Annotated in this window: 23 protein-coding genes and 2 tRNA genes; 21 read left to right on the top strand and 4 right to left on the bottom strand. The window is 66.5% G+C overall.

Annotated features, from left to right (window positions below):
- The first annotated feature begins 22 nt into the window (after positions 1–22).
- From AC1Q9M_RS01850 to phaR, 4 genes are all read left to right on the top strand, one after another.
- Positions 23–943, top strand: coding sequence for an alpha/beta fold hydrolase (locus AC1Q9M_RS01850; RefSeq protein ID WP_492432139.1), 921 nt, complete (start codon positions 23–25; stop codon positions 941–943).
- A gap of 22 nt (positions 944–965) precedes the next feature.
- Entirely contained in the window at positions 966–3290 is a 2325-nt protein-coding gene (locus AC1Q9M_RS01845) for a RelA/SpoT family protein (protein ID WP_492432137.1), read from the top strand.
- Positions 3291–3353: 63 nt separating this feature from the next.
- Positions 3354–3430: transfer RNA gene (locus tag AC1Q9M_RS01840), tRNA-Val, on the top strand.
- Between the two features lie 222 nt (positions 3431–3652).
- Positions 3653–4195 (top strand): polyhydroxyalkanoate synthesis repressor PhaR, encoded by a 543-nt coding sequence (gene phaR / locus AC1Q9M_RS01835; RefSeq protein ID WP_297401674.1) that lies wholly within the window; start codon positions 3653–3655, stop codon positions 4193–4195.
- Here phaR and AC1Q9M_RS01830 read toward each other — a convergent pair.
- Positions 4185–4955: a DUF72 domain-containing protein gene (locus AC1Q9M_RS01830; RefSeq protein ID WP_382324374.1), complete on the bottom strand. Its 771-nt coding sequence runs from the start codon at positions 4953–4955 to the stop codon at positions 4185–4187. The genes phaR and AC1Q9M_RS01830 overlap by 11 nt on opposite strands.
- Before the next feature lie 154 nt (positions 4956–5109).
- Between AC1Q9M_RS01830 and rimO the strand changes: the two genes are divergently transcribed.
- The gene (gene rimO, locus AC1Q9M_RS01825) at positions 5110–6501 is read left to right on the top strand and encodes a 30S ribosomal protein S12 methylthiotransferase RimO (RefSeq protein WP_492432134.1); all 1392 of its coding nucleotides are present in this window, start codon (positions 5110–5112) and stop codon (positions 6499–6501) included.
- Positions 6502–6662: 161 nt separating this feature from the next.
- On the opposite strand, the gene AC1Q9M_RS01820 is transcribed toward rimO, so the two are convergent.
- Positions 6663–6747 (bottom strand) — tRNA-Leu (locus AC1Q9M_RS01820).
- A 47-nt stretch (positions 6748–6794) separates the two neighbouring features.
- Between AC1Q9M_RS01820 and rnr the strand changes: the two genes are divergently transcribed.
- The 3 genes from rnr to AC1Q9M_RS01805 are packed head-to-tail and all read left to right on the top strand — an operon-like array spanning position 6795 to position 10629.
- Positions 6795–9077 (top strand): ribonuclease R, encoded by a 2283-nt coding sequence (gene rnr, locus AC1Q9M_RS01815; RefSeq protein WP_444686408.1) that lies wholly within the window; start codon positions 6795–6797, stop codon positions 9075–9077.
- 23 nt (positions 9078–9100) lie between these two features.
- Positions 9101–10036: a gamma-glutamyl-gamma-aminobutyrate hydrolase family protein gene (locus AC1Q9M_RS01810; RefSeq protein WP_492432132.1), complete on the top strand. Its 936-nt coding sequence runs from the start codon at positions 9101–9103 to the stop codon at positions 10034–10036.
- A 41-nt stretch (positions 10037–10077) separates the two neighbouring features.
- Positions 10078–10629 (top strand): YggT family protein, encoded by a 552-nt coding sequence (locus AC1Q9M_RS01805; RefSeq protein WP_382324381.1) that lies wholly within the window; start codon positions 10078–10080, stop codon positions 10627–10629.
- Between the two features lie 8 nt (positions 10630–10637).
- Here the strand turns inward: AC1Q9M_RS01805 and AC1Q9M_RS01800 are convergent, their stop codons facing one another.
- Positions 10638–12188 (bottom strand): NAD(P)H-hydrate dehydratase, encoded by a 1551-nt coding sequence (locus AC1Q9M_RS01800; protein WP_492432686.1) that lies wholly within the window; start codon positions 12186–12188, stop codon positions 10638–10640.
- A 106-nt stretch (positions 12189–12294) separates the two neighbouring features.
- Positions 12295–13692 (bottom strand): FAD-dependent oxidoreductase, encoded by a 1398-nt coding sequence (locus AC1Q9M_RS01795; protein ID WP_492432130.1) that lies wholly within the window; start codon positions 13690–13692, stop codon positions 12295–12297.
- Between the two features lie 226 nt (positions 13693–13918).
- On the opposite strand from AC1Q9M_RS01795, the gene rpsB reads away from it, so the two are divergent.
- The 13 genes from rpsB to lpxA all read left to right on the top strand — a co-directional run bounded on the left by rpsB (position 13919) and on the right by lpxA (position 26534).
- Complete coding sequence (rpsB, locus tag AC1Q9M_RS01790) at positions 13919–14674, top strand: 30S ribosomal protein S2 (protein WP_291121864.1); 756 nt, start codon at positions 13919–13921, stop codon at positions 14672–14674.
- Positions 14675–14788: 114 nt separating this feature from the next.
- Positions 14789–15682: a translation elongation factor Ts gene (tsf, locus tag AC1Q9M_RS01785; protein WP_492432128.1), complete on the top strand. Its 894-nt coding sequence runs from the start codon at positions 14789–14791 to the stop codon at positions 15680–15682.
- Between the two features lie 147 nt (positions 15683–15829).
- The gene (pyrH, locus tag AC1Q9M_RS01780; RefSeq protein WP_291121862.1) at positions 15830–16540 is read left to right on the top strand and encodes a UMP kinase; all 711 of its coding nucleotides are present in this window, start codon (positions 15830–15832) and stop codon (positions 16538–16540) included.
- Between the two features lie 43 nt (positions 16541–16583).
- A complete protein-coding gene (frr, locus tag AC1Q9M_RS01775; RefSeq protein ID WP_382158489.1) occupies positions 16584–17144 on the top strand; it encodes a ribosome recycling factor in 561 nt (186 codons plus the stop codon).
- A gap of 25 nt (positions 17145–17169) precedes the next feature.
- Positions 17170–17937 carry a polyprenyl diphosphate synthase gene (gene uppS / locus AC1Q9M_RS01770; protein ID WP_444686410.1) on the top strand — a complete coding sequence of 256 codons (768 nt, stop codon included), beginning with the start codon at positions 17170–17172 and terminating at the stop codon, positions 17935–17937.
- Positions 17930–18751: a phosphatidate cytidylyltransferase gene (locus AC1Q9M_RS01765; RefSeq protein WP_382324389.1), complete on the top strand. Its 822-nt coding sequence runs from the start codon at positions 17930–17932 to the stop codon at positions 18749–18751. Before uppS ends, AC1Q9M_RS01765 begins: the two co-directional genes overlap by 8 nt.
- Positions 18752–18756: 5 nt before the next feature.
- Complete coding sequence (ispC, locus tag AC1Q9M_RS01760) at positions 18757–19941, top strand: 1-deoxy-D-xylulose-5-phosphate reductoisomerase (protein WP_492432125.1); 1185 nt, start codon at positions 18757–18759, stop codon at positions 19939–19941.
- Between the two features lie 49 nt (positions 19942–19990).
- Positions 19991–21355 carry an RIP metalloprotease RseP gene (gene rseP / locus AC1Q9M_RS01755; protein ID WP_444686411.1) on the top strand — a complete coding sequence of 455 codons (1365 nt, stop codon included), beginning with the start codon at positions 19991–19993 and terminating at the stop codon, positions 21353–21355.
- A gap of 13 nt (positions 21356–21368) precedes the next feature.
- Positions 21369–23693 carry an outer membrane protein assembly factor BamA gene (gene bamA, locus AC1Q9M_RS01750; RefSeq protein ID WP_382158480.1) on the top strand — a complete coding sequence of 775 codons (2325 nt, stop codon included), beginning with the start codon at positions 21369–21371 and terminating at the stop codon, positions 23691–23693.
- On the top strand, positions 23693–24211 hold the full coding sequence (locus tag AC1Q9M_RS01745) for an OmpH/Skp family outer membrane protein (RefSeq protein WP_382158478.1): 519 nt from the start codon (positions 23693–23695) through the stop codon (positions 24209–24211). The genes bamA and AC1Q9M_RS01745 overlap by 1 nt, the downstream gene beginning before the upstream one ends.
- A 19-nt stretch (positions 24212–24230) precedes the next feature.
- Positions 24231–25283, top strand: coding sequence for a UDP-3-O-(3-hydroxymyristoyl)glucosamine N-acyltransferase (gene lpxD, locus AC1Q9M_RS01740; RefSeq protein WP_382326811.1), 1053 nt, complete (start codon positions 24231–24233; stop codon positions 25281–25283).
- Entirely contained in the window at positions 25280–25720 is a 441-nt protein-coding gene (gene fabZ, locus AC1Q9M_RS01735) for a 3-hydroxyacyl-ACP dehydratase FabZ (protein WP_291121647.1), read from the top strand. Before lpxD ends, fabZ begins: the two co-directional genes overlap by 4 nt.
- 19 nt (positions 25721–25739) lie before the next feature.
- A complete protein-coding gene (gene lpxA / locus AC1Q9M_RS01730) occupies positions 25740–26534 on the top strand; it encodes an acyl-ACP--UDP-N-acetylglucosamine O-acyltransferase (RefSeq protein ID WP_382324395.1) in 795 nt (264 codons plus the stop codon).
- Positions 26535–26536 lie beyond the last annotated feature (2 nt).

Genomic DNA, 26536 nt, shown 5'->3' with positions numbered 1-26536 from the left:
GCCCGCTTCGCACTGTCACACCATGCAAGAACCGAACCTCCAATACCTTCCCGTCACCGGGCCCGTGGCCCGCACCGGCGAGCCGCGCCGCATGGCCTATTGGGACTGGGCCAGCGCCTCGGGCGACCACCGCCATGTGGTGGTTTGCGTGCACGGTCTCTCGCGCCAGGGGCGCGACTTCGACACCCTGGCGCGCGCCCTGGTCGACCGCTGCCGCGTGATCGCGGTCGACGTGACCGGGCGCGGCCACAGCGACTGGTTGGCCGATCCCATGGCCTACCAGGTGCCCACCTACGCGGCCGACCTGGCGGCGCTGCTGATGCATGTGCGCGCAGCGAACCCGAAGGCCGTGATCGACTGGGTCGGCACCAGCATGGGCGGTCTGATCGGCATGGCGATCGCGGCCCAGCCCGCCCTGGCACCACGCCGCCTGGTGCTCAACGATGTGGGGCCGGCCATCCAGTGGGAGGCACTGCAGCGCATCAGCACCTACCTGGGGCAGAACCCCTCGTTCGACAGCGAGCAGGCGGCCCTGGATTACCTGGCCTCGATTTCCACCGGCTTCGGCCCCCACACGCCGGCGCAATGGCGGGCGCTGTCCCTGCCGCTGCTGCGCGAGCGCGACGGGCGCTGGTGGCTGCACTACGACCCGGCCATCGCCATGCCCGTCAAGGCCCTGACCGGCATGGCCGACGAGGCACAGGCCCGGCAGATCGCCCGCGACGGCGAGGCCACCCTCTGGCAGCTGTACGACACCATCACCGCGCCCACCCTGCTGCTGCGCGGCGGGCAGTCGGACCTGCTCTCCGAAGCCACCGCCGCCGAGATGGGGCGGCGCGGTCCCAGGGCGCGCTGTGTGGTTTTTGAGGGCGTGGGCCACGCGCCGACGCTGGTGGCCGATGATCAGGTGGCCGCCGTCCGGGACTTCCTCTGGTCCAACTGAGCGGTTGGTTGTTGAGCGATTCATGAAACGTGTGATTTCCCCGACCTCGTCCGAGGCCTCCCATGCGGCCACCCTCATCGAGCGCGCGCCGGCCGTGCCCTCGGCGATCGTGGCGGCCACTTCCGACAGCCTGCCCAAGCAGGCCAACGCACTGGCCCGCGCGCGCGCGTTCGCGGAACCCTTGCTGGGCAGCGAACAGCTCGACACCGGCGAGAACACCCTGGCGCACGCCGATGCCGTGGCCGGCGTGCTGCACGACATCGGCGGCTCCGAGGCGATGCAGGCGGCGGCGTATCTGGTGTACGCCTGCCAGCACCTGAACCGCCCGCAAGAGGTGATCGCCAAGGCGTTTGGCGACAACTTCGCGGCGCTGGCGCTGGAGACCACCAAGCTGGTGCAGTTGCAGCGCCAGGCCCGGATCAAGTCGGCCGAGGTGCTGGCCAAGAAGGAAGAGGAACGCCAGGCGGCGCAGGAACAGGCCCTGCCCGTGGCCACGCCCGGCAAGGCGCCGGTGTCCGAGCTGGCCGCGAGCCAGACCGAGAACGTGCGCAAGATGCTGCTGGCCTTCTCGCGCGACCTGCGCGTGGTCATGCTGCGCCTGGCGTCCCGGCTGCAGACCCTGCGCTACTTCGCCGCCTGCAAGGGAGAGCCTGGTGACGCGCTCGCCAGCGAGTCGCTGCACGTCTTCGCGCCGCTGGCCAACCGCCTGGGCATCTGGCAGATCAAGTGGGAAATGGAGGACCTGGCCTTCCGTTTCCTGGAGCCGCAGACCTACAAGCACGTGGCCCGGCTGCTGGACGAGAAACGCGCCGAACGCGAAGCCCATGTGGAGCAGGTGCGCCAGCAGCTCGAGGCCGAGCTGCAACGCCAGGGCGTGGCCGCTTCCGTGCAGGGACGGCCCAAGCACATCTACAGCATCGTCAAGAAGATGCGCGGCAAGTCGCTGGACTTCGACCAGGTGTTCGACATCCGCGCGCTGCGCGTGATCGTGCCCGGCCGCGATGATTGCTACACCGCGCTGGCCCATGTGCATGCGAACTATGTGCCGGTGGCCGACGAATTCGACGACTACATCGCCAAACCCAAACCGAACGGCTACCAGTCGCTGCACACGGTGGTGCGCGATGAGCAGGGCCGGGCCTTCGAGATCCAGATCCGCACCCAGGCCATGCACGACCATGCCGAACACGGCGTGGCCGCGCATTGGGCGTACAAGGAGGCGGGAGCCAAGGGTTATGCCGGCGTCTCGGCCAGCTCGGAGTACGACGCCAAGATCGCGGTGCTGCGCCAGCTGCTGGCCTGGGAGCGCGACCTGAGCGGCACCGCGCAGGGGCTGTTCGACGATCGCATCTACGTGCTCACGCCCGATGCGGCCATCGTCGAACTGCCCCAGGGCGCCACGGCGGTGGACTTCGCCTACAGCGTGCACACCGACCTCGGCCACCGCTGCCGGGGGGCGCGCGTCGATGGCGCCATGGTCACGCTCAACACGCCCCTGCAGAACGGGCAGACGGTGGAAATCACCGCCGCGAAAGAGGGCGGGCCGTCGCGCGACTGGCTCAATGCCGAACTGGGCTACCTCGTCAGCCACCGGGCCAAGAGCAAGGTGCGCGCATGGTTCAACGCGCAGGCCATGGAGGAGACCATGGCGCGCGGGCGCGAGGCGGTGGAAAAACTGCTGCAGCGCGAGGGAAAGACCGCGCTGAAGTTCGACGACCTTGCCGTGTCCATGGGCCTGGCTTCCGCGCAGGAGCTCTTCGAGCAGGTGGGCAAGGACGAACTGTCGCTGCGGGCCATCGAGACGCACCTGCGCCCGCCCGAGCCCGAGGTTCCGTCCGAAATTCCCGTGTGGCTCAAGAAGCCGCGCAAGTCCTCCAGCCAGCCCAGCGGCGGGGTGCTGGTGGTCGGGGTGGATTCGCTCATGACGCAACTGGCCAAGTGCTGCAAGCCGGCGCCACCGGACGACATCGGCGGTTTCGTGACGCGCGGCAAGGGCGTGAGCATCCACCGCGCCGATTGCAGCGATTTCGCCCACCTGCAGCGCAAGAACCCGGACCGCGTGATCGAGGTGCAGTGGAGTGGTCAGGTCGCTCCGGATCGGGATGGCCGCGCGGCCGTGTACCCGGTGGACGTGGCCATCGAGGCGCAGGACCGCCAGGGCCTGCTGCGTGACATTTCGGACGTGTTCGCCCGCGAGAAGATGAATGTGATCGGGGTGCAGACCCAGTCGGTCAAGGACGTGGCCTGGATGACTTTCACCATCGAGGTGTCGGACGCCCGACAGGTGCTGCGGGCCATGTCCGTGGTGGGCGATGTGCCGGGTGTGCGGGTGGTGCGCCGCAAATGATGTGATGGGTCGGCCAGAAGTCCCCCGGAACACTGCTATACTGCGAGGCTTCGAATCGTTTGTAGGCGCGTAGCTCAGCTGGTTAGAGCACCACCTTGACATGGTGGGGGTCGTTGGTTCGAGTCCAATCGCGCCTACCAAACTTCTTCGGGGTCAACCAGGCCCCGGAAACAGAAAGCAGACCCCGCAGTCTGCTTTTTTTTCGTCTGTCCGGCGCCAGGGCATCGCCGGACGCTGTCTCGCAAGGCTCCCCGCACAGGGAAAACCCATGCTTGCGGCCCAGGGGTGGGTTTTTAGAATGTGCCGTATCCTTCCCGCAGACGACGGGCCTTGTTCGCCCGTTCCTTCCAGAAAGTCCCGCAGTGCAAAAAACCAAGGCCGGTAGCGGCAGCGAACGTGCGCCCGCCGTGCGTGTGATCAAGAAGTACCCGAACCGGCGTCTCTACGACACCGACACCTCGTCGTACATCACGCTGGCCGAAGTGAAGTCGCTGGTCATGGACAACGAGCCCTTCGTGGTTCGGGACGCCAAGACCAACGACGACCTCACGCGCAGCATCCTGCTGCAGATCATCCTGGAAGAAGAGACGGCGGGCGTTCCGATCTTCACCGAGCAGGTGCTGGCCAACATCATCCGGTTCTATGGCCATGCCATGCAGGATTTCATGGGCGCCTACCTCGAAAAGAACGTCCAGATCTTCATGGACCTGCAGCACAAGATGGCCGAGCAGTCCACGGGCGTCAACCCGGAAGCCTGGAAGCAGTTCATGAACGTGCAGTCGCCCATGATGCAGGGCATGATGGGCACCTACCTGGAGCAGTCGCGCACCGCCTTCACGCAGATGCAGGAGCAGATGCAGAAGAACAGTGAGCAGATGCTGGCGGCGCTGGGGCTCAAGCGCTGAGTCTCGCCATTCTCGCTGCCAGCCGCAGCGCGTCGTCGGCTGCTGCGCCCGCCGCCGTGTTGTCGAAGATGCACCAGACTTGGGTGGTCGCTGGCCAGTTCAACAACTCCCGCGCCCTGGCCTCAAGCCAGTCGTCGTCGTAAGCCGACCAATACATGCGTGGCGAGCCGTGCCAACGGCAGTAGACGACGGCACCCTGGCCGTCTCCGCGCTCGCCGAGCCAGCCGCCTGGCTCCCCGGCGCCGGCAGGTTTGGGCGGATCCGCGACCACGCGACCGATGCCCTGCTCCACCAGCAAGCGCTCGGCCACCGCCGTGAACCAGGTGGGATGCCTCGGTTCGCAGACGACCGCACCCGGGTATTCCGCGCGCACCGAGCGAAAGAAGTCGCGTGCCACCTCGGGATCGAATCCCAACGATGGCGGCAGTTGCACCAGCAACACCGCCAGGCGCTCGCCGAGTCCCGCCAGCGACGAAACGAAGGCGCCCACCTCCCGGGGTGGAACCTTCAGCCGCGCCACGTGCGTGAAAGCCTTGGGCAGCTTCACCGAGAAGCGGAAACCGGTCGGTGTCTGCATCGCCCAGCGCTCGAAGGTGTCCGCGCGGTGGGTGCGGCTGAAGGTGGTGTTGATTTCCGTGCAGCCCAGCACCCGTGCATAGCGCTCCAGCAGCGCTCCGTCGCCCGGAAATGCCTCGGCCACCGCTCGCGGTAGGCCCCAGCCTGCGGTGCCGATGTGGAGGGAAGGTGTGGTCCGTGTCATGCCGCTGGTGTGTGGCAATCCGCGTGCCGGTGCCCGTGCCTGTCTGGCCGACCGCTGCCGGCGAGGGGCCAAGGAATGTGCTGCCGGCCAAATCGACGCGCCGCCTTACAATAACGGACCACGCTCTTCAGCCAGGTAGCCCGGCGGAATTCAAATGGAAACAATGACTTACGACACCGCCTCCGCCGCCAAAACACCCAAAGTCGGGTTCGTCAGCCTGGGTTGCCCCAAGGCGCTGACCGACTCCGAACTGATCCTCACGCAACTCAGCGCCGAGGGTTACCAAACCTCCAAAACCTTTGCCGGTGCCGATCTGGTGATCGTCAACACCTGCGGCTTCATCGACGACGCCGTTCGCGAGAGCCTGGACACCATTGGCGAAGCCCTGGCCGAGAACGGCAAGGTGATCGTGACCGGGTGCCTGGGCGCGCGCGAAGGCGAGGGCGGCGGCAACCTGGTGCGGCAGATGCACCCCAGCGTGCTCGCCGTGACCGGCCCGCATGCCACGCACGAGGTGATGACGGCGGTGCACGAGCACCTGCCCAAGCCGCACGACCCCTTCGTGGACCTGGTGCCGCCGCAGGGCATCAAGCTCACGCCGCGCCATTACGCTTACCTGAAGATCAGTGAGGGCTGCAACCACCGCTGCACGTTCTGCATCATCCCGTCCATGCGCGGCGATCTGGTGAGCCGACCGATCGGCGACGTGCTGACCGAAGCGCGCAAGCTGTTCGAGTCTGGCGTGAAGGAGCTGTTGGTGGTGAGCCAGGACACCTCGGCCTATGGCGTCGATGTGAAGTACCGCACCGGCTTCTGGGATGGCAAGCCGGTGAAGACGCGCATGTTCGATCTCGTGCGCTCGCTGGGTGAACTGGCCCAGGGCTATGGCGCCTGGGTGCGGCTGCACTATGTGTACCCGTATCCGCACGTGGACGAGATCATTCCGCTGATGGCCGACGGCCTGTGCCTGCCTTACCTGGACGTGCCGTTGCAGCACAGCCATCCGGACGTGCTGCGCCGCATGAAGCGGCCCGCCAGTGGTGAGAAGAACCTGGAGCGCATCGCGCGCTGGCGCGAGCTCTGCCCGCAGATCGTGGTGCGCAGCACCTTCATTGCCGGCTTCCCTGGCGAGACCGAGGCCGAGTTCGACCACTTGCTGGAGTTCGTGCGCGAGGCGCGCATCGACCGCGCCGGCTGCTTCGCCTATTCGCCGGTGCCGGGTGCCACGGCCAACGAGCTGCCGGACGCCGTGCCCGATGCCGTGCGGGAAGAACGCCGGGCGCGCTTCATGGCGGTGGCCGAGGCCGTGTCGGCCGAGAAGCTGCAGCAGCGCGTGGGCGCGACCATGCAGGTGCTGGTGGATTCCGCGCCGAGCCTGGGCAAGAAGGGCGGCATCGGACGCAGTTACGCCGATGCGCCGGAGATCGATGGTGTGGTGCGGCTGCTGCCGCCAGAGAAGATCAGCAAGACCATGAAGGTCGGCGAATTCACCAAGGCGCGTGTGGTCGCGGCACAGGGACACGACCTGTTGGCGGTCCCGGTTTGACGGTGACTGCGATGGCCGGACTGCACACTCGCCGGCCACATCGGGTGCTTCAGAATGTGAAGCAACTCAACCGTATGCGCAAAGCCTGCTTGCAGGCTTTGCATCTTGATAAGGCAAAAGAAAAGGGCTTGCAAACATCACGTTTGCAAGCCCTTTATGATTGGTGCCCAGGAGAGGACTCGAACCTCCACGATGTTACTCGCTAGTACCTGAAACTAGTGCGTCTACCAATTCCGCCACCTGGGCTTTCAGGAAAACCAGAAGTATAGCAGAGAAAAAAAGCGATCCAAAAAGTGAACGAAAAAAACAGCCTGTTGGCCGAATATGAAGGTGTCGTTTCCGGACATCGCGATGGACACGGTTTTGTGATCCGCGACGATGGCCAGGCCGACATTTACCTGCCCTCCAACGAGATGCGCGCGGTGTTGCACAAGGACCGGGTCAAGGCCCGCATCGTGCGGCTGGACCGCAAGGGGCGCCCCGAAGGGCGCGTGACCGAAATCGTCGAACGCTCCGACTCCCCCATCATCGGGCGCCTGTTGCAGGAAAGCGGTGTGTGGCTCGTCGCCCCCGAGGACAAGCGCTACGGGCAGGACGTGCTGATCCCCAAGGGCGCCACCGGATCGGCCAAGCCCGGCCAGGTGGTGGTGGTGCAATTGACCGAGCCGCCCGCGCTGTACGGTCAACCGGTGGGCCGCGTGAAGGAAGTGCTGGGTGAGATCGACGACCCCGGCATGGAGATCGAGATCGCGGTGCGCAAGTACGGCGTGCCGCACGAGTTTTCCGATGCCGCACTCGCCCAGGCGCGCGCGCTGCCGGACCACGTGCGGGCCGCCGACCACAAGCACCGCGTCGACTTGCGCGACGTGCCGCTGGTGACGATCGACGGCGAAGACGCGCGCGACTTCGACGACGCCGTGTATTGCGAGCCGGCGAAGGTCGGCAAGGGCAAGGGCTGGCGCCTGCTGGTGGCGATTGCCGACGTGAGCCACTACGTGGAGACCGGTTCACCGATCGACGTCGATGCGTATGACCGCGCCACCTCGGTCTATTTCCCGCGCCGCGTGATTCCCATGCTGCCGGAGAAGCTCTCCAACGGCCTGTGCTCGCTGAACCCCGGTGTCGAACGCCTGTGCATGGTGTGCGACATGCTGGTCAATGCCAAGGGCGAGGTGCACGCCTACCAGTTCTACCCGGCGGTGATGTTCAGCCACGCGCGCTTCACCTACACCGAGGTGGCCGCGATCCTGCAGAACACCCGGGGGCCGGAGGCCGCGCAACGCAAGGCGCTGGTGCCTTACCTGCTCAATCTGCACGATGTGTACCGCGCCCTGCTGATGGCGCGCGGCGAGCGCGGTGCGGTGGATTTCGAAACCACCGAGACGCAGATCGTCTGCGACGAGTCGGGCCGCATCGAGAAGATCGTGCCGCGCACGCGCAACGACGCGCACAAGCTGATCGAGGAAGCCATGCTCGCGGCCAACGTGTGCTCGGCCGATTTCATCCAGGAGGGCAAGCACACCGGTCTGTTCCGCGTGCACGAAGGTCCCACACCGGAGAAGCAGGAAATCCTGCGCAACTACCTCAAGGCCATGGGTGTGTCGCAGACGATCGGCGACAACCCCAAACCGGGCGATTTCCAAGCGATCGCCAACGCCACCAAAGACCGCCCCGAGGCCCAGCAGATCCACACCATGCTGCTGCGCTCCATGCAGCAGGCGATCTACACGCCCATCAACAGCGGGCACTTTGGTCTGGCGTTCGAGGCCTATACGCACTTCACGAGCCCGATCCGGCGCTACCCCGACCTGCTGGTGCACCGCGTGATCAAGGCCATCTTGGCGCGCAAGCGCTATGAGCTGCCGAACCTGCCCACGCCGGGCGAGGCGCACGCCAAGTTGAGCAAGCGGCTGGCGAGCCGTGTGAAGCCGCCGGTGGCGGGCGAGGTGGTGAAGAAACCGTCGGCCGACACGCTGGCCTGGCAAGCCGCAGGCTTGCACTGCAGCGCCAACGAGCGCCGCGCCGACGAGGCCAGCCGCGATGTGGAGGCCTGGCTCAAGTGCAAGTACATGCGCGAACACCTGGGCGAAGAGTTCAGCGGTGTGGTGACCGCGGTCACGAGCTTCGGCCTCTTTGTCACGCTCGATGCGATGTACGTCGAGGGGCTGGTGCACATCACCGAACTCGGCGGGGAGTACTTCCGGTTCGACGAGGCGCGCCAGGAGCTGCGTGGCGAGCGCACCGGCATTCGCTATGCATTGGGCACCCGGGTGCAGGTGCAGGTGAGCCGGGTGGACCTGGATGGCCGGCGCATCGACTTCCGGCTGGTCAGCGGTGACGACGACCTCGTGTTGCGGGCCATGCGCGACAAGACCGGTTTGCCTTCCTCTCCCGACCATCAGGCGCCGCCTGCCCGGGGGGGCAAGTCGCGCCGCAACCGGAGCGAGGGCGCGCCGCAGGGGCGCCAGGCGCCCGCCATGGACGTCAAGGCCGCCGTGCGCAAGGCGGCGGGCAAGAAGGGCGAGCGGGGCGGTGCCCGCAGCACCGCGAGCCAGTCTCGCAAGAGCCGGCGCTGAACCGGTCGTTACCCGACTTCGCCATGCCCAACTCCGCCGCCCTGACCAAAAGCCCCGCGGCCAAGCCAGCCAAGGCCACCGTGGTGCGCCGGCGCGAGCCTGCGGCCGTGCCCACCGACCGGGCCTTGCGCATCGGCGTCTCGGCGCGCCTGCTGCACCAGGCGCCGCAGGAACTGGGGTTTCGAAACAAGATCCTGCAGTACATCGAACAGTCGCTGGCCCACTGGATCATGGAGCACGGGGCGGTGGCCTTCATGGTGCCGGCCGTGGCGCACGACAGCAAACACGCGGCGCGCCACCTCAAGGTGGAGCAGGTGGTGCAGGAGCTGGATGCCCTGGTGCTGCAAGGCGGCGCCGACGTGGCGCCTCAGAGTTACGGGCAGACCCCGATGGACCCACGCTGGCAGGGCGACGTGGTGCGTGACCGCTATGAGCTGGCCTTGCTGCGCACCTTTCTCGCTCAGAAGAAGCCGGTGCTGGGCGTCTGCCGGGGCGCGCAACTGCTCAACGTGGCCTTCGGCGGAACCCTGTACCAGGACATCCCGACGCAATGCCCGGCGGCCCATGCCCACGTGGACACCGATCTGTACGACCAACTGGAGCACGACGTGACCTTTCTCCAGGGCACGGCACTGACCAAGCTGTACCCGAATGCCTCGCAGCTGCGGGTGACCAGCATCCATCACCAGGCGGTGGCGGAACTGGGCAAGGGCGTGGTGGTGGAGGCCGTGTCCACGCTGGACGGCATGGTCGAGGCCATTCGCTGGACCGGCGGGACCTATGCGCGCGGCGTGCAATGGCATCCCGAGTTCCACCATGGGCGCGATGCGCTGGCCGACAGCTCGCCCATCATGTTGGACTTTCTGGAGGCCTCGCGGGCCGCCGCGTTGGAGCGGCTGGCCAGCGGGCACGAACCCGATCCGCGCACGCCGCGGGCACCCTTGCGATTGGGCTCCTGAGCCTACACTCTGTCCCCTCCGTCCTCCGCTGCTCTCACGCCATGCGCATCGTTTTCTTCCTGCTCGAAACCTTCTTCTTCTTCCTCGTGGCGGCGGCGCTGTTGAGGGCGTGGATGAATCACCTGCGGATCAACATGTCGGGCCAGCCGGGGCGCTTCGCGATCGCGGTGACCGACTGGCTGGTGGCACCCCTGCGCCGGGTGCTGCCACGCTCGCTGGCGCAGAGCCGCATCGACTGGGGCAGCCTCGGTGCGGCCGTGCTGCTTTCGTTGGCGTTCGGCGTCTTGTGGTGGTTGCTGGCGGCGAGCGTGTCTGCGGCCCCCGGCTCGGCCGCCGGAGTGGTGACGATCGTCTTCACCATGGCGGTGCGCCTGCTGGTGCGCACCTTGCTGCAGGGCTTGATGATCCTGCTGATCGGCTACGCCATCCTGTCGTGGGTGCAGCCGCAATCGCCGGTGATGGGCACGCTCGACCGCCTGTGCGCGCCCATCCTGCGCCCGGTGCGCCGGGTCGTGCCCTTGATCGGCGGGGTGGACCTGTCGGTGCTGGTGGTGATCATCCTGCTGCAGGTCGGCCTGATGCTGCTGGGCTGATCGGGCTTTCAGCCCGGTGGCCGCACCCGCGCCGCCAGGCGCCCGGCCGTGAGCCCAGGGGCAGCGCCATCGTCCCAGTGGTCGGCCAGCCAGCCGTGCTGATGCACGGCCGCAGCGACCCTGTCCCGCACCCCTTCGCCCGAGAGCCCGGCTGGCGCGATCGCGCTGCCGATCATGCCGGCGAGCACATCGCCCGTGCCGGCGGTGGCCAGGGCGGCGTTTCCGCTGGCGTTGATGAGCGGCACGTCGCCGGGCGAGGCCAACACCGAGCCCGAGCCCTTGAGCACGCACAACGCGCCGAAGCGATCGGCCAGCGCCTGTGCAGCCTTCAATCGATGGGCCATGACCTCGGGGGTCGTGGTGCCCAGCAGGCGCGCGGCTTCCAGGGGATGCGGGGTGAGCACCGTTGTCCTGCCCCGGCCGTGGCGGTGGCCGAGCAGGGTTTGCAGCGCGGTGTCGGTGGCGATGGCATTGAGCGCGTCGGCGTCGAGCACCAGCGTTCGGGCGCCCGAGAGCACGCGCGGCAGCAGAGCAGCCACCGAGGCACCGCCGCCGCAACCGCAGACGACACTCGCGGTTTCGAGGACGCCGGGCTCCAGCAGCCGCTGCGGACGGCGGAACATGAGTTCGGGGCAGGCGGGGTCCCAAGGCGTCGGGCTGCTTGCATCACCTTCGAGCAGACCGACGAACACGCGGCCCGCGCCGGCGTGCAGCGCGGCCCGGGCGGCGAGCACGGCGGCACCGGTCATGCCCGCGCCCTGCACGGCGATGCCTTGGCCACCGAGCACCAGCACGTCGCCGAAGCTGCCCTTGTGACTGGCATGCGGCCGTGTGCCCGTGGTCTGGGGCTGCCCGGCCAGCCAGGCGGTCACAGGCACGGCGGTCGCTGGCGGGACCTCCAGGTCGTCGAACCAGACGCTGCCGGCGGCATCGCGTCCGGTGCCGGTGAACAAACCGGGTTTCAGGGTGAGCAGCGACAGCGTGTGGCGCGGCCCCGGCGGTGCCAGGGACGGGGCGTTCAGGGCCGCCAGGACGCCTGTGTCGGCGTCCAGCCCACTGGGGACATCGACGCAGAGCACGGGCTGGGCGCAGGAGCGAAGCAGGTCCAGCCATGGGGCGAGAGCTCCCTCCAACGCCCTTTGCGGGCCGATGCCGAACAGGGCATCGATGGCGAGATCGAAGCGCGTCGGCGGCCCGTCGCTGAACGGCACGCCGGCGGCGCGCGCGGCCTGCAGGGCCTGACGGGCGTCGGCCGGCATCCGGGTCTCATCCCGCACCGCATGTGTCACGACCACTTCGGGAAAGCCACCCCGTTCCTGCGCCCACTGGTGCAGGTGGGTGGCCGCGACCAGGCCGTCGCCCCCGTTGTTGCCGGGCCCGCAGGCGACCCAGATGCACCGCGCGTGCGGTTGCAGCGCGCGTGCGAGCCGCGCCACCGCCAGGCCGGCGCGCGACATCAAGGTGTGGTGGGGGAGGGTGGAAGCGGCCTGCTGCTCGATCTGCCGCGTGGCGGCGCTGCCGTACAAGGCAGCGCGGCCGGTGCCGGACACCGGGTGCAGGCGGGTGCCTGTGTTGAAGCTGCGCGTGTCCAAGGTCTCGCTCCTCTCAAGGAATGGGCGCATTTCAACATGTTTGCGCGCGGGCGCTGACCGCCCGCGGATGGTTTCAGAGACCGAAGCGCTGGGGCGAGCTGCCGGTGATGTCGATCTCGGCTGAACGCCCTGACAGCTGATCGGCCAGCGCCCGGGCGGTGCCGCAGGCCATCGCCCAGCCGGCGCCGCCGTGGCCCAGGTTCAGCCACACGCCGGGTTGGCGCGTGGCACCCAGCACTGGAGGGCCATCGGGCAGTGTGGCCTGGGCGCCTTGCCATTCCTGCACGCTGCCCCGGGGGCCACCCAGACGCACGGCACCGGGAAACCAGTCCGCCAGCACGCCGTAAAGCCGTTTCAGCGTGGCTTTGGAAGGCTGGCCGGGCGTGGCGCCGAACTCACTGCCGCCGGCCACGCGAATGCGCTGGCCCAGTCGGGCGATCGAGATGCCATGGCCGGCGTCCAGCACCGCCGACTGCGGGGCGTCCAGCGGCTCACGCACCGCAGCACTGAGCGAGTGGCTGTAGACGGGCTGCAAAGGCAGGCGCAGCCCAAGTGGGTGCAGCAGGCGCGCGCTGTGCACCCCCGCGCACACCACCACCGCGTCGAAGCGTTGCACGTCGTTGGCATCCGGGGTGCCCGCGCTCGAGAGCCGCAGGTTCACACCACCCGTGGGGCCCAGGGTTTCGATGGCGTCCACCGACGTGCTGAACACGAAGCGGCAACCGAGTTGCTGGGCCTCGACGCGGATCGACAGCGCGAATTCCCGGCAATTGGCCGCGGCTTCCCCGCCCAGTTCGACCGCACCGTGCAACGGCGTTTCAGGATTCAGGGCGGGTTCGAGCGCGCGGGCCTGATCGGCCGAGAGTTCACGGCAGGCGATCCCGAGGTCCTTCATCTGTTGCAAGGCGGGCTGGGCTTGCTCCGCCTCCCGCGGATGGCGCCAGAGCACCAGCATGCCCTGGCTGCGGTCATGGTCGAGGTCCCGTTCCTCGGTGATTTCCAGCAGGCGCTGCTGGCTGTACTGCACCCATTGGTGCATCTGCCGGTGGTGTTCGGCCTGGCGTGGGCCTTGGCCCGCCTGCAGCCAGCGCCAGATCCAGCGCCACTCTCCGCCGCGTGGCAACCGGGCCAGCTTCAGTCCTCCCGGGCGCGAGGCCCAGGGCATGCGCAGGCTGCGTTCCGGCCGGTTCCAGGCGGCCGTCCAACCTGCGGCGACGAGCGCGCCGCTGGCAAAGCTGGCTTCTTCGGCCACGGTGCTGCGGCGCTCGAACACCGTGACTTCATGGCCGTCGCGCGTCAGTTCGAACGCGGTTGTGGTGCCGATCACACCCGCGCCCACCACCGCGACCCTCAAGATGCGCCCCCGACGGGTGCAGAGGGCGCCCCTGGGTGGGAAGGGGGTGGGCAATCGACGGTCAACGGGACATCGGGCATGGGTTGTGGCGCAGAAACACCCCGGACGCGATTCCATTCGGAGCGCGGTCCAGAGAGCGAAAGTAGGACGGGATCGGTCGGGCTGCTATAATCGACGGGCTTTGCAGATGGCTGGCTCGAACACCGTTCTTGCCGCATTTGCAGGGCGAAATCGCAAACCAGCCCAACCGGGTGTTGCCTGAAGCACCAGGACCGTCAGCGGTCCGTTCAATGCACAGGTGATCGGGGCTGGATTTTAGACTCAACCTCTGGAAAGTTAACTCATGTCTATCTCCATGCGCGAAATGCTGGAAGCCGGTGTCCACTTTGGACACCAGACCCGCTTCTGGAACCCCAAGATGGCACCGTACATCTTCGGCCATCGCAACAAAATCCACATCGTCAACCTCGAAAAGACGCTGCCCCTGTTCGAAGAGGCCGCCAAGTTCGTGCGCCAGCTCTCCGCCAACCGCGGCACCATCCTGATGGTGGGTACCAAGCGCCAGTCGCGCGACATCGTGGCCCAGGAAGCCCGCCGCGCCGGCGTGCCTTTCGTGGACCAGCGCTGGCTGGGCGGCATGCTGACCAATTTCAAGACGGTCAAGACCTCCATCAAGCGCCTGAAGGACATGCAAGCCCAGAAGGAAGCCGGTCTGGACAGCATGACCAAGAAAGAGCAGCTGATGTTTGCTCGCGAAATGGAAAAGCTCGAGAAGGACATCGGCGGCATTCAGGACATGAATGCGCTGCCCGATGCCATCTTCGTCATCGACGTGGGCTTCCACAAGATCGCCGTGCTCGAAGCCCAGAAGCTGGGCATCCCGCTGGTGGGCGTGGTCGACACCAACCACTCGCCCGTGGGCATTGACTACGTCATCCCCGGCAACGACGACTCGGCCCGTGCCGTGGCCCTGTACGCCCGTGGCATCGCCGATGCCATCATCGAAGGCCGCAGCAACGCGGTGAACGATGTCGTCAAGGCCGTGGCCGCCGAAGGCGCTGACGAATTCGTGGAAGTCAAGGAAGACGCTTCCGCCTGAGCCTGACTCTTGCGTGAAAGAGGGGCTCCTGTAGCCCCTTTTTCATAAGGCCACCCGATCATTGAAACAGACCGTTCTGCCCGCCGGGGCACAACGGCGAACGGAGAAACTGAAATGGCAATTACCGCAAGCATGGTCGCCGAACTGCGCGCCAAGACCGACGCACCCATGATGGAGTGCAAGAAAGCCCTGACCGAAGCCGACGGCGACATGGCCAAGGCGGAAGAGCTGCTGCGCGTCAAGCTCGGCACCAAGGCCGGCAAGGCCGCCAGCCGCGTCACCGCCGAAGGCGTCGTGGCCAGTTCCATCAACGGCACCACCGGCGCGCTGATCGAAGTCAACTGCGAAACCGACTTCGTCACCAAGAACGACAGCTTCCTGGCGCTGGCCAACGCGGCCGCCCAGCTGGTGGCGGCACACAACCCCGCCGACCTGGAAGCCCTGGGCGCGCTGCCCTACAGCCAGGACGGCTTCGGCCCCACGCTGGAAGACGTGCGCAAGGGCCTGATCGGCAAGATCGGCGAAAACATGTCGTTCCGCCGCTTCAAGCACTGGGCCAACGGCGGCCAGCTCGCTGGTTACCTGCACGGCACCCGCATCGGCGTGGTGGTGGAGTTCGAAGGCGATGCCGTGGCGGCCAAGGACGTCGCCATGCACGTGGCCGCGATGAAGCCGGTGTCGCTGACCTCGGCCGACGTGCCTGCGGAGCTGATCGAGCGCGAGCGCTCGGTGGCCGCCGCCAAGGCCGCCGAATCGGGCAAGCCTGCCGACATCGTCGCCAAGATGGTGGAAGGCTCGGTGCAGAAGTACCTCAAGGAAGTGTCGCTGTTCGACCAGGTTTTCGTGAAGGCCGCCGATGGCAAGCAGACCGTGGGCGCGATGCTCAAGACCGCTGGCACCAACGTGAAGGGCTTCACCCTGTTCGTGGTGGGCGAAGGCATCGAGAAGAAGGTCGACGACTTCGCGGCGGAAGTGGCCGCGCAAGTGGCTGCCGCCAAGGGCGCCTGATCCTGCCGAGACTGGACGAGACAACGGGCCGCAAGGCCCGTTGTGCCGTATGGGGCTTATTTACGCCCCGAAGCGGCAGGTGAATGCGGGCTCCTCGCTACACTTGCCGGTTGAATCTTTGTTTATCGATTTCCTGAAAGTTGCCTCATGCCAGCCTACAAACGGATTCTGTTGAAACTGTCGGGAGAGGCCCTCATGGGCGATGACGCTTTCGGCATCAACCGAGCCACCATCGTGCGCATGGTGGAAGAAATCGCCGAAGTCACCCGCCTGGGCGTCCAGGTGGCCATCGTCATCGGTGGCGGCAACATCTTCCGCGGCGTGGCCGGGGGCTCGGTCGGCATGGACCGCGCCACCGCCGATTACATGGGCATGCTTGCCACCGTGATGAATTCGCTGGCCCTCGCCGACACCATGGACAAGGCCGGCCTGGTCGCCCGCGTGATGTCGGCCATTGCCATCGAGCAGGTGGTCGAGCCCTACGTTCGCCCCAAGGCCTTGCAATACCTCGAAGAGGGCAAGGTCGTGGTCTTCGCCGCCGGCACCGGCAACCCCTTCTTCACCACCGACACCGCCGCGGCGCTGCGCGGAGCCGAGATCGGCGCCGAGATCGTGCTCAAGGCCACCAAGGTCGATGGCGTCTATACCGCCGATCCGAACAAGGACCCCAGCGCCACGCGCTACACCACCATTTCCTTCGACGAGGCCATGAGCAAGAACCTGCAGGTGATGGACGCCACCGCCTTTGCCCTGTGCCGCGACCAGAAACTGCCCGTGAAGGTGTTCTCGATCTTCAAGCCCGGCGCGCTGCGCAAGGTGGTGCTGGGAGGCGATGAGGGCACGCTGGTTCACGTCTGATGCCCACACGGCATTCCATTTTCTGCTGCATTGAGGAGTTTTCATGAGCACCGACGACATCCGCAAAACCGCTGAGCACAAGATGCTTCAATCGGTGGAAGCGCTCAAGAACAGTTTGACCAAGGTCCGCACCGGCCGGCCCAACCCCGCCCTGCTGGACACCGTGCACGTGGAGTATTACGGCTCCATGCTGCCGCTGTCCCAGGTCGCCAACCTGACGTTGCTCGACGCGCGCACCATCGGCGTGTCGCCGTGGGAAAAAGGCATGGGCGCCAAGATCGAGAAGGCCATTCGCGAGTCGGATCTGGGCCTGAATCCTTCCAGCCAGGGCGACCTGATCCGCGTTCCCATGCCTCCCATGACCGAGGAGCGCCGCAAGGAGCTCACCAAGGTGGTCCGGGGTGAGGGCGAAGCCGCCAAGATCGCGGTGCGCAACCTCCGGCGCGACGCCAACGAATCGGTGAAGAAGCTGGTCAAGGAAAAGCTGGCGTCCGAAGACGACGACCGCCGCTCGCAGGAAGACATCCAGAAGCTCACCGACCGCATGATTGCCGAGGTGGACCGGCTGGTGGCCTCCAAAGAGCAGGACATCATGGCGGTCTGATCCGCCCCTTCTATCGACCCTGGCCATGGCATCTGCTGCAACTCACCCCTCCGTGCCGGCGAAACTGCCTGGCCATGTGGCCATCGTCATGGACGGCAATGGCCGCTGGGCGCAGAAGCGCTGGCTGCCGCGCGCGGCCGGGCACAAGCAGGGCGTGGACGCGCTGCGCGGGGTGGTCAAGGCGTGCATCGAGCGAGGCGTGCCCGTGCTCTCCGTCTTCGCGTTCTCGTCCGAAAACTGGAACCGCCCGGTGGAAGAGGTCTCGGGCCTCATGGATTTGCTCGCCATGGCGTTGTCGCGCGAGGTTCCCAGCCTGAAAAAGAGTGGCGTGCAACTGCATTTCCCAGGCAACCGGGAAGGCCTGTCGACGCGGGTGGTGCAAGGCCTGGAGGCGGCCGAGCGCGAGACCGCGCACAACCACACCCTGGTCTTGAACGTGTGCTTCAACTATGGCGGGCGCTGGGACATCGCCCAGGCCGCCCGGCGCCTCGCCCAGCAAGGCGTGGAGATCACCGAGCAAAGCTTGTCAGGTGCGATGGCGCTGGCCCACGTGGACGACCCGGATCTGTTGATCCGCACCGGTGGTGAGCTGCGCATCAGCAACTTCCTTCTCTGGCAGTCGGCCTACACGGAGCTGCTGTTCACCGACTGCCTCTGGCCCGATTTCGATGCGGCCGAACTGGACCGCGCATTGGCCGAATTCGCCCGGCGCGAGCGCCGCTTCGGCCAGACCGCCGAGCAACGGGCCGAGGTCGAGCCCGAGGTGGTCGCGGTGGGCCAGCGACATGCTTAAGCAGCGCATCATCACGGCTGTGCTGTTGCTGGCCGTTCTGCTGCCCGCGCTGTTTAACCCCTCGATCGAGCCTTTTGCCGCCCTGACCCTGCTGCTGATCGTGGCGGGCGGCTGGGAATGGGCTCGCCTCAATGGCTGCGGCTCTTCGCTCTCGCTGGGTCTGGGCCTGGGTCTGGGTGTCCTGATGGCGGTGGTCTGGTGGGCCGGTGGCCTGAACCTGTCGCTGCGCCCGCTCTGGCTGGCCGTGGGGGCCGCCTGGGTGTTGCTCGCTGTCGTGATGCTGGGCCGTGGCGTGAAAGGCTGGAGCGCATGGCCGGTCGGCCTGCGCCTCTGGGTGGGGCTGGCACTCATCGCCTGTGCCTGGCTGGCCATGGTGCACGCGCGCCTGGAAGGTCTGGGCTTTCTGCTCTCCGTGCTGCTGCTGGTCTGGACGGCCGACATCGCCGCCTATTTTGGTGGCAAGGCCCTGGGGCGGCGCAAGCTCGCTCCCACCATCAGCCCGGGCAAGAGCTGGGAGGGCGCCATCAGTGGATTGCTGGGGGTCTTTGTGTTGGCGGCCTGCTGGCTCTGGGCCGATGCGCAAGGCACCAGCCTGTATGCGCGGCTCTGGGCTCTGGGGCCGGCGCTGGCGGTGCTGTCGCTGGTGTTTCTCGTCACCATGAGCGTGGTCGGTGATCTGGTGGAGTCGCTGGTCAAGCGCAGTGCCGGAGCCAAGGATTCCAGCCAGCTGCTCCCCGGCCATGGCGGCGTGCTCGATCGCGTCGACGCCTTGCTGCCCGTGTTGCCGCTGGCCATGATGCTCATCACCGTCTGATTGCCATGACCCGCCCCCAAGCCATCACCATTCTGGGCTCCACAGGCTCGATCGGGGTCAGCACGCTGGACGTGATCGCCCGCCACCCTGAGCGCTACACCGTGTTTGCGCTGACTGCCGCCACGCAGGTGGAGGCCATCCTGGCGCAATGCCAGCGCTTTGCTCCCCGCTACGCCGTCATGGCCAGCCCGGCGCATGCGCAGCAACTGGCCGGCCGCGTGCGCGAGCTCGGCCTGTCGGTCGAGGTGCTGTCGGGCGCGCAGGCCTTGTGCGACGTCAGCCGCGATCCCGAGGTGGATGCCGTGATGGCCGCCATCGTCGGAGCCGCCGGTCTTTCGCCCAGCCTGGCGGCCGCGCAGGCGGGCAAGAAGCTGCTGCTGGCGAACAAGGAGGCGCTGGTGGTCGGCGGCGAGCTGTTCATGCGGGCGGTGCGCGAAGGCGGTGCGACGCTGCTGCCCATCGACAGCGAACATTCGGCGGTCTTTCAGTCGCTGCCCGAAGACCCCACGACCTGGTCGCGCCGGGTCGACAAGATCGTGCTCACGGCTTCCGGTGGTCCTTTCCGCACGCGCGATCCGCAGACCTTGCACGAGGTGACGCCGGAGCAGGCCTGTGCGCATCCCAATTGGGTGATGGGCCGCAAGATCTCGGTGGACTCGGCGACCATGATGAACAAGGCGCTGGAAGTCATCGAGGCCTGCTATCTGTTTGGATTGCCCGCTTCGCAGATCGAAGTGGTGATCCATCCGCAAAGCGTGATCCATTCGATGGTGCAGTACGCCGACAGATCCGTGGTGGCCCAGCTGGGTACCCCCGACATGCGGGGGCCCATCGCCTATGGCCTGTCCTGGCCGGAGCGCATCGTCTCCGGTGCGGCCGCACTGGACTTCGCTTCACTGGGGGCTCTGAGTTTCGAAAAGCCGGACGACCGGCGTTTTCCCGGTCTGCGCCTCGCCTGGGATGCCCTGGGCGGCCCGGCGGGCACGACGGCGGTGCTCAATGCCGCCAACGAGGTCGCCGTGGCGGCCTTTCTGAACCATCGGCTGCGGTTCGACCAGATCCACGTCGTCAACCATGCAACTTTGCAGGCCCTGACCCCCTCGAAGCCCCAGGGCCTGGACGACCTGCTGGCGATCGACGCGGAAACGCGCGCCATCGCGCAAGTCCAGATCGACCGGTTGGCGGCTTGACGGCCCGACGGCCGCCACCCCGTCCGTTCACCTCTCAACCGAATTCGCCATGCTCACACTCGTTGCCTTCGTCGTGGCCCTCGGTCTGCTGATCGCCGTGCACGAGTACGGCCACTATCGGGTGGCCGTGGCCTGCGGCGTGAAGGTGCTGCGTTTTTCGGTCGGTTTTGGCAAACCGCTGCTGACCTGGCGCAAAAAGGGCAGTCCCACCGAGTTCGTGCTCTGCGCGTTGCCCCTGGGCGGCTATGTGCGCATGCTCGATGAGCGCGAGGCACCGGTCGACCCGGCCGAGCGCCATCTGGCCTTCAACACCCAGCCGCTGCGCTCGCGTGCCGCCATCGTCGCGGCCGGCCCCGCGGCGAACCTGCTGCTGGCGATCGCGATTTATGCCGTCGTCAACTGGACCGGTGTGGAAGAGCCCAAGCCGGTGCTGGCCAGTCCGGTGGCGGGTTCGATCGCCGAGCGTGCGGGCCTGCGCGGCGGTGAGTGGGTGGCGCAGACCGCCGTGGCCGACGCCGAAGCCAGTGCGGTGGCGTCTTTCGAGGACCTGCGCTGGCGCCTGACGCAGGCCGCTCTGTCGAGCGAGGACTTGACCCTGTGGGTGTCGTCGCGCGAAGGCGATGCGACGCGCCCCGTGACGCTTCCCTTGAGCGAGCTGGACGTGCGGGAAGCCGACGCTGCGCTGTTCCAGCGCATCGGCATCACCAGCCCGTGGAGCGCGCCGGTGGTGGGCGAGGTCATGGAGGGTGGGGCGGCGGCCGCTGCCGGACTGAGGGAAGGCGACACCGTGCGCAAGGTCAACGACCAGGCCCTGGGTGACGGGCAAAGCCTGCGGGCCCTGATCCGGGCAGCCGTCGGCCCGGCCGGGCAGCCCGTCGAGCAGCGCTGGGAGGTGCTGCGCGCAGGGCAGGTCGTGCATCTGGTGGTCAAACCCATGCCCGAGCAGCAGGCCGGCATCTGGGTGGGGCGTGTCGGGGCGTACATCGGCGCCATGCCGGAGATGACGACCGTGCGCCACGGCGCGGTCGATGGCCTGGTCAACGGGGTTGTCCGGACCTGGGAGGTGTCCTGGCTGACGCTCAAGATGATGGGGCGGATGCTCATCGGCGAAGCGTCTGTGAAGAACCTCAGCGGCCCGCTCACGATTGCCGACTACGCCGGCAAATCGGCCAGCCTCGGTATCACCTCTTACCTGCTGTTTCTCGCTCTGATCAGCGTGAGTCTGGGCGTGCTCAACCTGCTGCCGCTGCCGGTCCTCGATGGGGGGCACCTGATGTATTATCTTTGGGAGGGTGTCACTGGGCGCAGCGTGTCTGATGTCTGGATGGAGCGCCTGCAGCGAGGGGGTGTCGTGGTTCTCATGGCGCTAATGTCCGTCGCCTTGTTCAATGATGTGGCCCGCCTGGCTGGCTGAACGCTTCTTTTCCATGAAAATAAAATCCTTCGGACTTCGCGGCCTGACCCTTTCGGCGCTCGCGACGACCCTTCTTGCGGCCCTGCCTGCCTGGGCTGTCGACCCCTTCACCTTGCGCGACATCCGTGTCGAAGGCCTGCAGCGTGTCGAGCCCGGTACGGTGTTCGCTTCCTTGCCGTTCCGCATCGGTGACCAGTACAACGACGACAAGGGTTCGACCGCCATCCGTTCGCTGTTCGGCCTGGGCCTGTTCAGCGACGTGCGCCTGCAGGTCAATGGCGACGTGCTGGTGGTGATCGTCGAAGAGCGGCCGACGGTCGCGGACATCAGCTTCTCTGGCATCAAGGAGTTTGACGACACCGTGCTGAAGAAGGCCCTGCGAGACATCGGCCTGACCGATGGCCGGCCGTTCGACAAGGCGCTGGCGGATCGCGCCGAGCAGGAGCTCAAGCGCCAGTACATCAACCGCAGCATGTACGCCGCGCAGATCGTCACCACCGTGACCCCGAGCGAGCGCAACCGCGTCAACCTCAATTTCAGCGTGGTCGAAGGCGACGTGGCCAAGATCCGGGAGATTCGCATCGTCGGCAACCGCGCGTTCTCGGAGTCGACGCTGCGCAACCTGTTCGACCTCGACACCGGTGGCTGGCTGAGCTGGTACACCAAGTCCGACCGCTATTCGCGTGCCAAGCTCAACGCCGACATCGAAACCCTGCGTTCCTACTACCTCACGCGCGGCTACCTCGAATTCCGCATCGACTCCACCCAGGTCGCGATCGCGCCGGACAAGGAGAGCATGTCCATCACCCTGAACATCACCGAAGGCGACCGCTACGTGGTCAAGTCGGTGGCGCTCGAGGGCGAGTACCTGGGGCGGGAAGAGGAGTTCAAGTCGCTCGTGACGCTGCGCGCTGGCGAGGCCTACAACGCGGAAGACGAAACCAGCACGGTGAAGGCCTTCACCGACTACTTCGGCGCCTTCGGTTATGCCTTCGCCCAGGTCGAGGCCAGCCGCGACATCGATCGGGTGAACAAACAGGTGGCCTTCGTGCTGCGGGCGCAGCCCGCGCGCCGTGTGTACGTGCGCCGCATCAACGTGGAAGGCAACAACCGCACCCGCGACGAAGTCATCCGCCGCGAGTTCCGCCAGCTGGAATCGGCCTGGTACGACAGCGATCGCATCCGCCTGTCGCGCGACCGGGTCGACCGGTTGGGCTTCTTCACGTCCGTGGAGGTCGATACCCAGCCGGTGCCGGGCACGCCCGACCAGGTGGACATGACCATCACCGTGGCCGAAAAACCCACCGGCAACCTGACGCTGGGTGCGGGCTACTCACAGGCCGACAAGCTCTCGATCATTGCCGGCATCCGCCAGGAAAACGTGTTCGGCTCGGGCAACTACCTGGGGGTGGACGTCAACACCAGCGACTACAACCGCCAGGTCGTGATCAGCACGGTGGACCCGTATTTCACGCCGGACGGCGTGTCGCGCAGCTTCGACGTCTACTACCGCACGACCCAGCCGTACACCGAGCAGGGTGGTGACTACCGCCTCATCACGCCGGGTGTGAGCGTGAAGTTCGGCGTGCCCTTCACCGAGCAGGACACGGTGTTCTTCGGCATTGGCATCGAGCAGACCAAGATCGAACCCGGTACGGGTCTGCCACAGGCCTACCAGCAGTACTCGAACACGTTCGGGGAAACCAGCTCCTCGGTGCCCCTGACCATCGGTTGGTCACGGGACGGTCGCGACAGCGCGCTGGTGCCGACCCAGGGCCGGTTGCAGCGCTTCAACACCGAGATCGGGGTGGGCGGCGACACCCGCTACCTCAAGGCCAACTACCAGATCCAGCAGTACATTCCGCTGACCAAGCAGTACACCCTCGCGTTCAACGGTGAGTTGGGCTATGGCAAGGGCCTGGGCGGCCGTCCGTTCCCGCTGTTCAAGAACTTCTACGGGGGGGGCCTGGGTTCGGTGCGCGGCTTCGACCAAGGCACCCTGGGTCCGACCTCGCCCATCATGTCGGGCGTTCAGGCCGGCGAGCTGGTCAACATCGGTGGCAATCGCAGCATGGCTTTCAGCGCCGAGTTCATCACGCCTTTCCCAGGCGCGGGCAATGACCGTACCCTGCGCATGTTCGGGTTCATCGACGTCGGCAACGTGTACGGCGAAAATGACACCCGAGCAAATGCCACCGATTTGCGCGCTTCCGTGGGTGTGGGCCTGAGCTGGATCTCGCCCGTCGGCCCCTTGCGCTTCGCCATCGCCAACCCCATCCGGAAATTCCCTGGCGATAGAATCCAGAAATTCCAGTTTCAGATCGGAACCTCCTTTTGATGAAGACTTTCTCCCGACTTTTCAACCGACGCCTCCTGCTGGCCGCTGGGCTGGGCCTGCTGGCCTTTGCCGCCACGGCGCAGGACTTCCGCATCGGCTTCGTGAACACCGACCGCATCTTCCGCGAGGCCAACCTGGCCAAGGCGGCACAGACCAAGCTGGAGCAGGAGTTCTCGCGGCGCGAGAAGGAAGTCCAGGGTCTGGCAGCCCAGCTCAAGACCGCTTCGGAGAAATTCGAACGTGAGTCCCCCACGTTGCCGGATGCCCAGCGCGCGGCGCGCCAGCGCCAGCTCGTCGAGCAGGACCGCGACTTCCAGCGCAAGCAGCGCGAGTTCCAGGAAGACCTCAACCTGCGCAAGAACGAGGAGCTGCAAAGCGTGCTCGAACGCGCCAACCGCGTGATCAAGCAGGTGGCCGAGGCCGAGAAATACGACCTGGTGATCCAGGAAGCCGTCTACATCAACCCCAAGCACGACATCACCGACAAGGTGCTGAGCGGCTTGAACGGCGGCAAGTAAGTTCACGCCAGGGCGACCCGTGTCGAGGCCACTGGGCGACATCGTTGAAGCCCTGGGCGGCGCGCGGCACGGCTCACCCGACCTGCTGATTCACCGCCTGGCCCCCGTGGCCACGGCCGGCCCGGGCGAGCTGGCCTTCGTGGCACAGGCACGCTACGCAGGCCAGATTGCCAGCACGGCGGCCGAGGTGCTCATCGTTCCTCCGGCCTTGCAGGACCAGGCCATGGCCCGTGGCGCCTGCATCGTCACGGACGACCCCTACCTCTATTTCGCCAGGCTGACCCAGTGGTGGAAGCAGCAGCACGATGCTGCGCCTGCGCAGGGCATTGATCCACTGGCCAGCATCCATCCTTCGGCCCGTGTGGACGAGGGGGTGAGCGTGGGGCCGTTTGCAGTCGTGGGGCGCGATGTTCATTTGTCGCGCGGTGTCCGGGTGGGCGCCCATGCCGTGCTGGGTGACGGCGCACGCGTGGGCGAAGGCACCTGGTTGCATCCGCGGGTCACCCTGGGTGAGCGGTGCACCATCGGCGCGCGTGGTGTGGTGCATTCCGGTGCGGTGATCGGGGCCGATGGTTTCGGTTTCGCGCCTCATCAGGGCGAATGGATCAAGATCGAGCAACTGGGTGCGGTGCGCATCGGCAACGACGTGGAGATCGGTGCGAACACCTGCATCGACCGTGGCGCGCTGGACGATACCGTGATCGAGGACGGCGTGAAGCTGGACAACCTGATCCAGATCGGCCACAACGTGCATGTGGGAGCGCACACCGCCATGGCCGGTTGTGTCGGCGTGGCGGGCAGTGCGACCATCGGAGCGCATTGCACCATTGGCGGGGGCGCGGTGGTGCTGGGGCACCTCCGGCTGGCTGATGGTGTGCACGTCTCGGCGGCCTCGGTGGTCACGCGCTCCCTGCTCAAGCCAGGACATTACACCGGCATGTTCCCCATCGACGACAATGCCAGCTGGGAAAAGAACGCTGCCTCCCTCAAGCAGCTCAACCGCCTGCGCGAGCGCCTCAAGGCCGCGGAGCAGGCGATCGAACAAGCCCTTCAAAACAATTCAAAGCCATGATGGACATCCACCAGATTCTCAAGCAGTTGCCGCACCGATACCCCATTTTGCTGGTGGATCGCGTGCTGGAGCTGGACAAGGGCAAGAGCATCAAGGCACTGAAGAACGTGACCATCAACGAGCCGTTTTTCGTGGGCCACTTTCCGCATCGCCCGGTCATGCCGGGGGTGCTGATGCTCGAAGCCATGGCCCAGGCCGCGGCGCTGCTGTCCTTCGACACCATGGGCGTCACGCCCGACGACAAGACGGTGTACTACTTTGCGGGCATCGATGGCGCGCGTTTCAAGCGCCCCGTTGAACCCGGCGACCAGCTCATCATGGACGTGACCCTGGAGCGCGCCAAGGCCGGCATCTTCAAGTTCAAGGGTGTGACGCGCGTGGGCGATCAGATTGCGTGTGAAGCCGAACTGATGTGCACCATGCGCACCATCGCCTGAACGTGGGAGAGCGCGCCTCGTGTCTCTGATTCATCCCACTGCGCTGGTCGACCCTGCCGCCGAACTCGACAGCTCGGTGAGCGTGGGGCCGTACACCGTGATCGGGCCACACGTGAAGATCGGTGCCGGCACCACGGTCGGCGCCCACTGCGTGATCGAAGGTCACACCACCATCGGCCGCGACAACCGCATCTTCCAGTTCAACTCGCTGGGGGCGATTCCACAGGACAAGAAGTACGCGGGCGAGCCCTGCGAACTGGTCATCGGTGACCGCAACACGATCCGCGAGTTCTGCACCTTCAACATCGGCTCGCCGGGCGACCGTGCGGTGACCCAGGTCGGCAACGACAACTGGATCATGGCCTATGTGCATTTGGCGCACGACTGCGTGGTAGGCAATCACACCATCTTTGCCAACAACTCGCAGCTCGCCGGCCACGTGGTGGTGGATGACTGGGTGATCCTCGGCGGTTTCACCGTGGCGCATCAGTTCGTGCGCATCGGTGCGCATGCCATGACCGCCATGTGCTCGCTGCTGTTTGCCGACTTGCCCCCGTTTGTGATGTGCCAGGGCCAGCCCGCCCAGGCGCGTTCGATGAATTTCGAAGGCCTGCGCCGCCGGGGCTTTTCGCCCGAGCGCATTTCGGCCGTGAAGGCCATGCACAAGGCGTTGTACCGGGACGATCTCAAGCTGGAAGAGGCCGTGGCGCGCATTCACGGGCTGACCGACAAGACGCCCGAGGCGGCGCCCGATGTGGCGATGATGCTGGACTTCCTCGGGCAGGTGTCGCCCCAGCGCGGCATCGTCCGCTGAGG

The organism is Hydrogenophaga sp. GW823-FHT04C09 (assembly GCF_058796355.1).
This window is presented reverse-complemented; position numbering and strand designations above follow the sequence as displayed.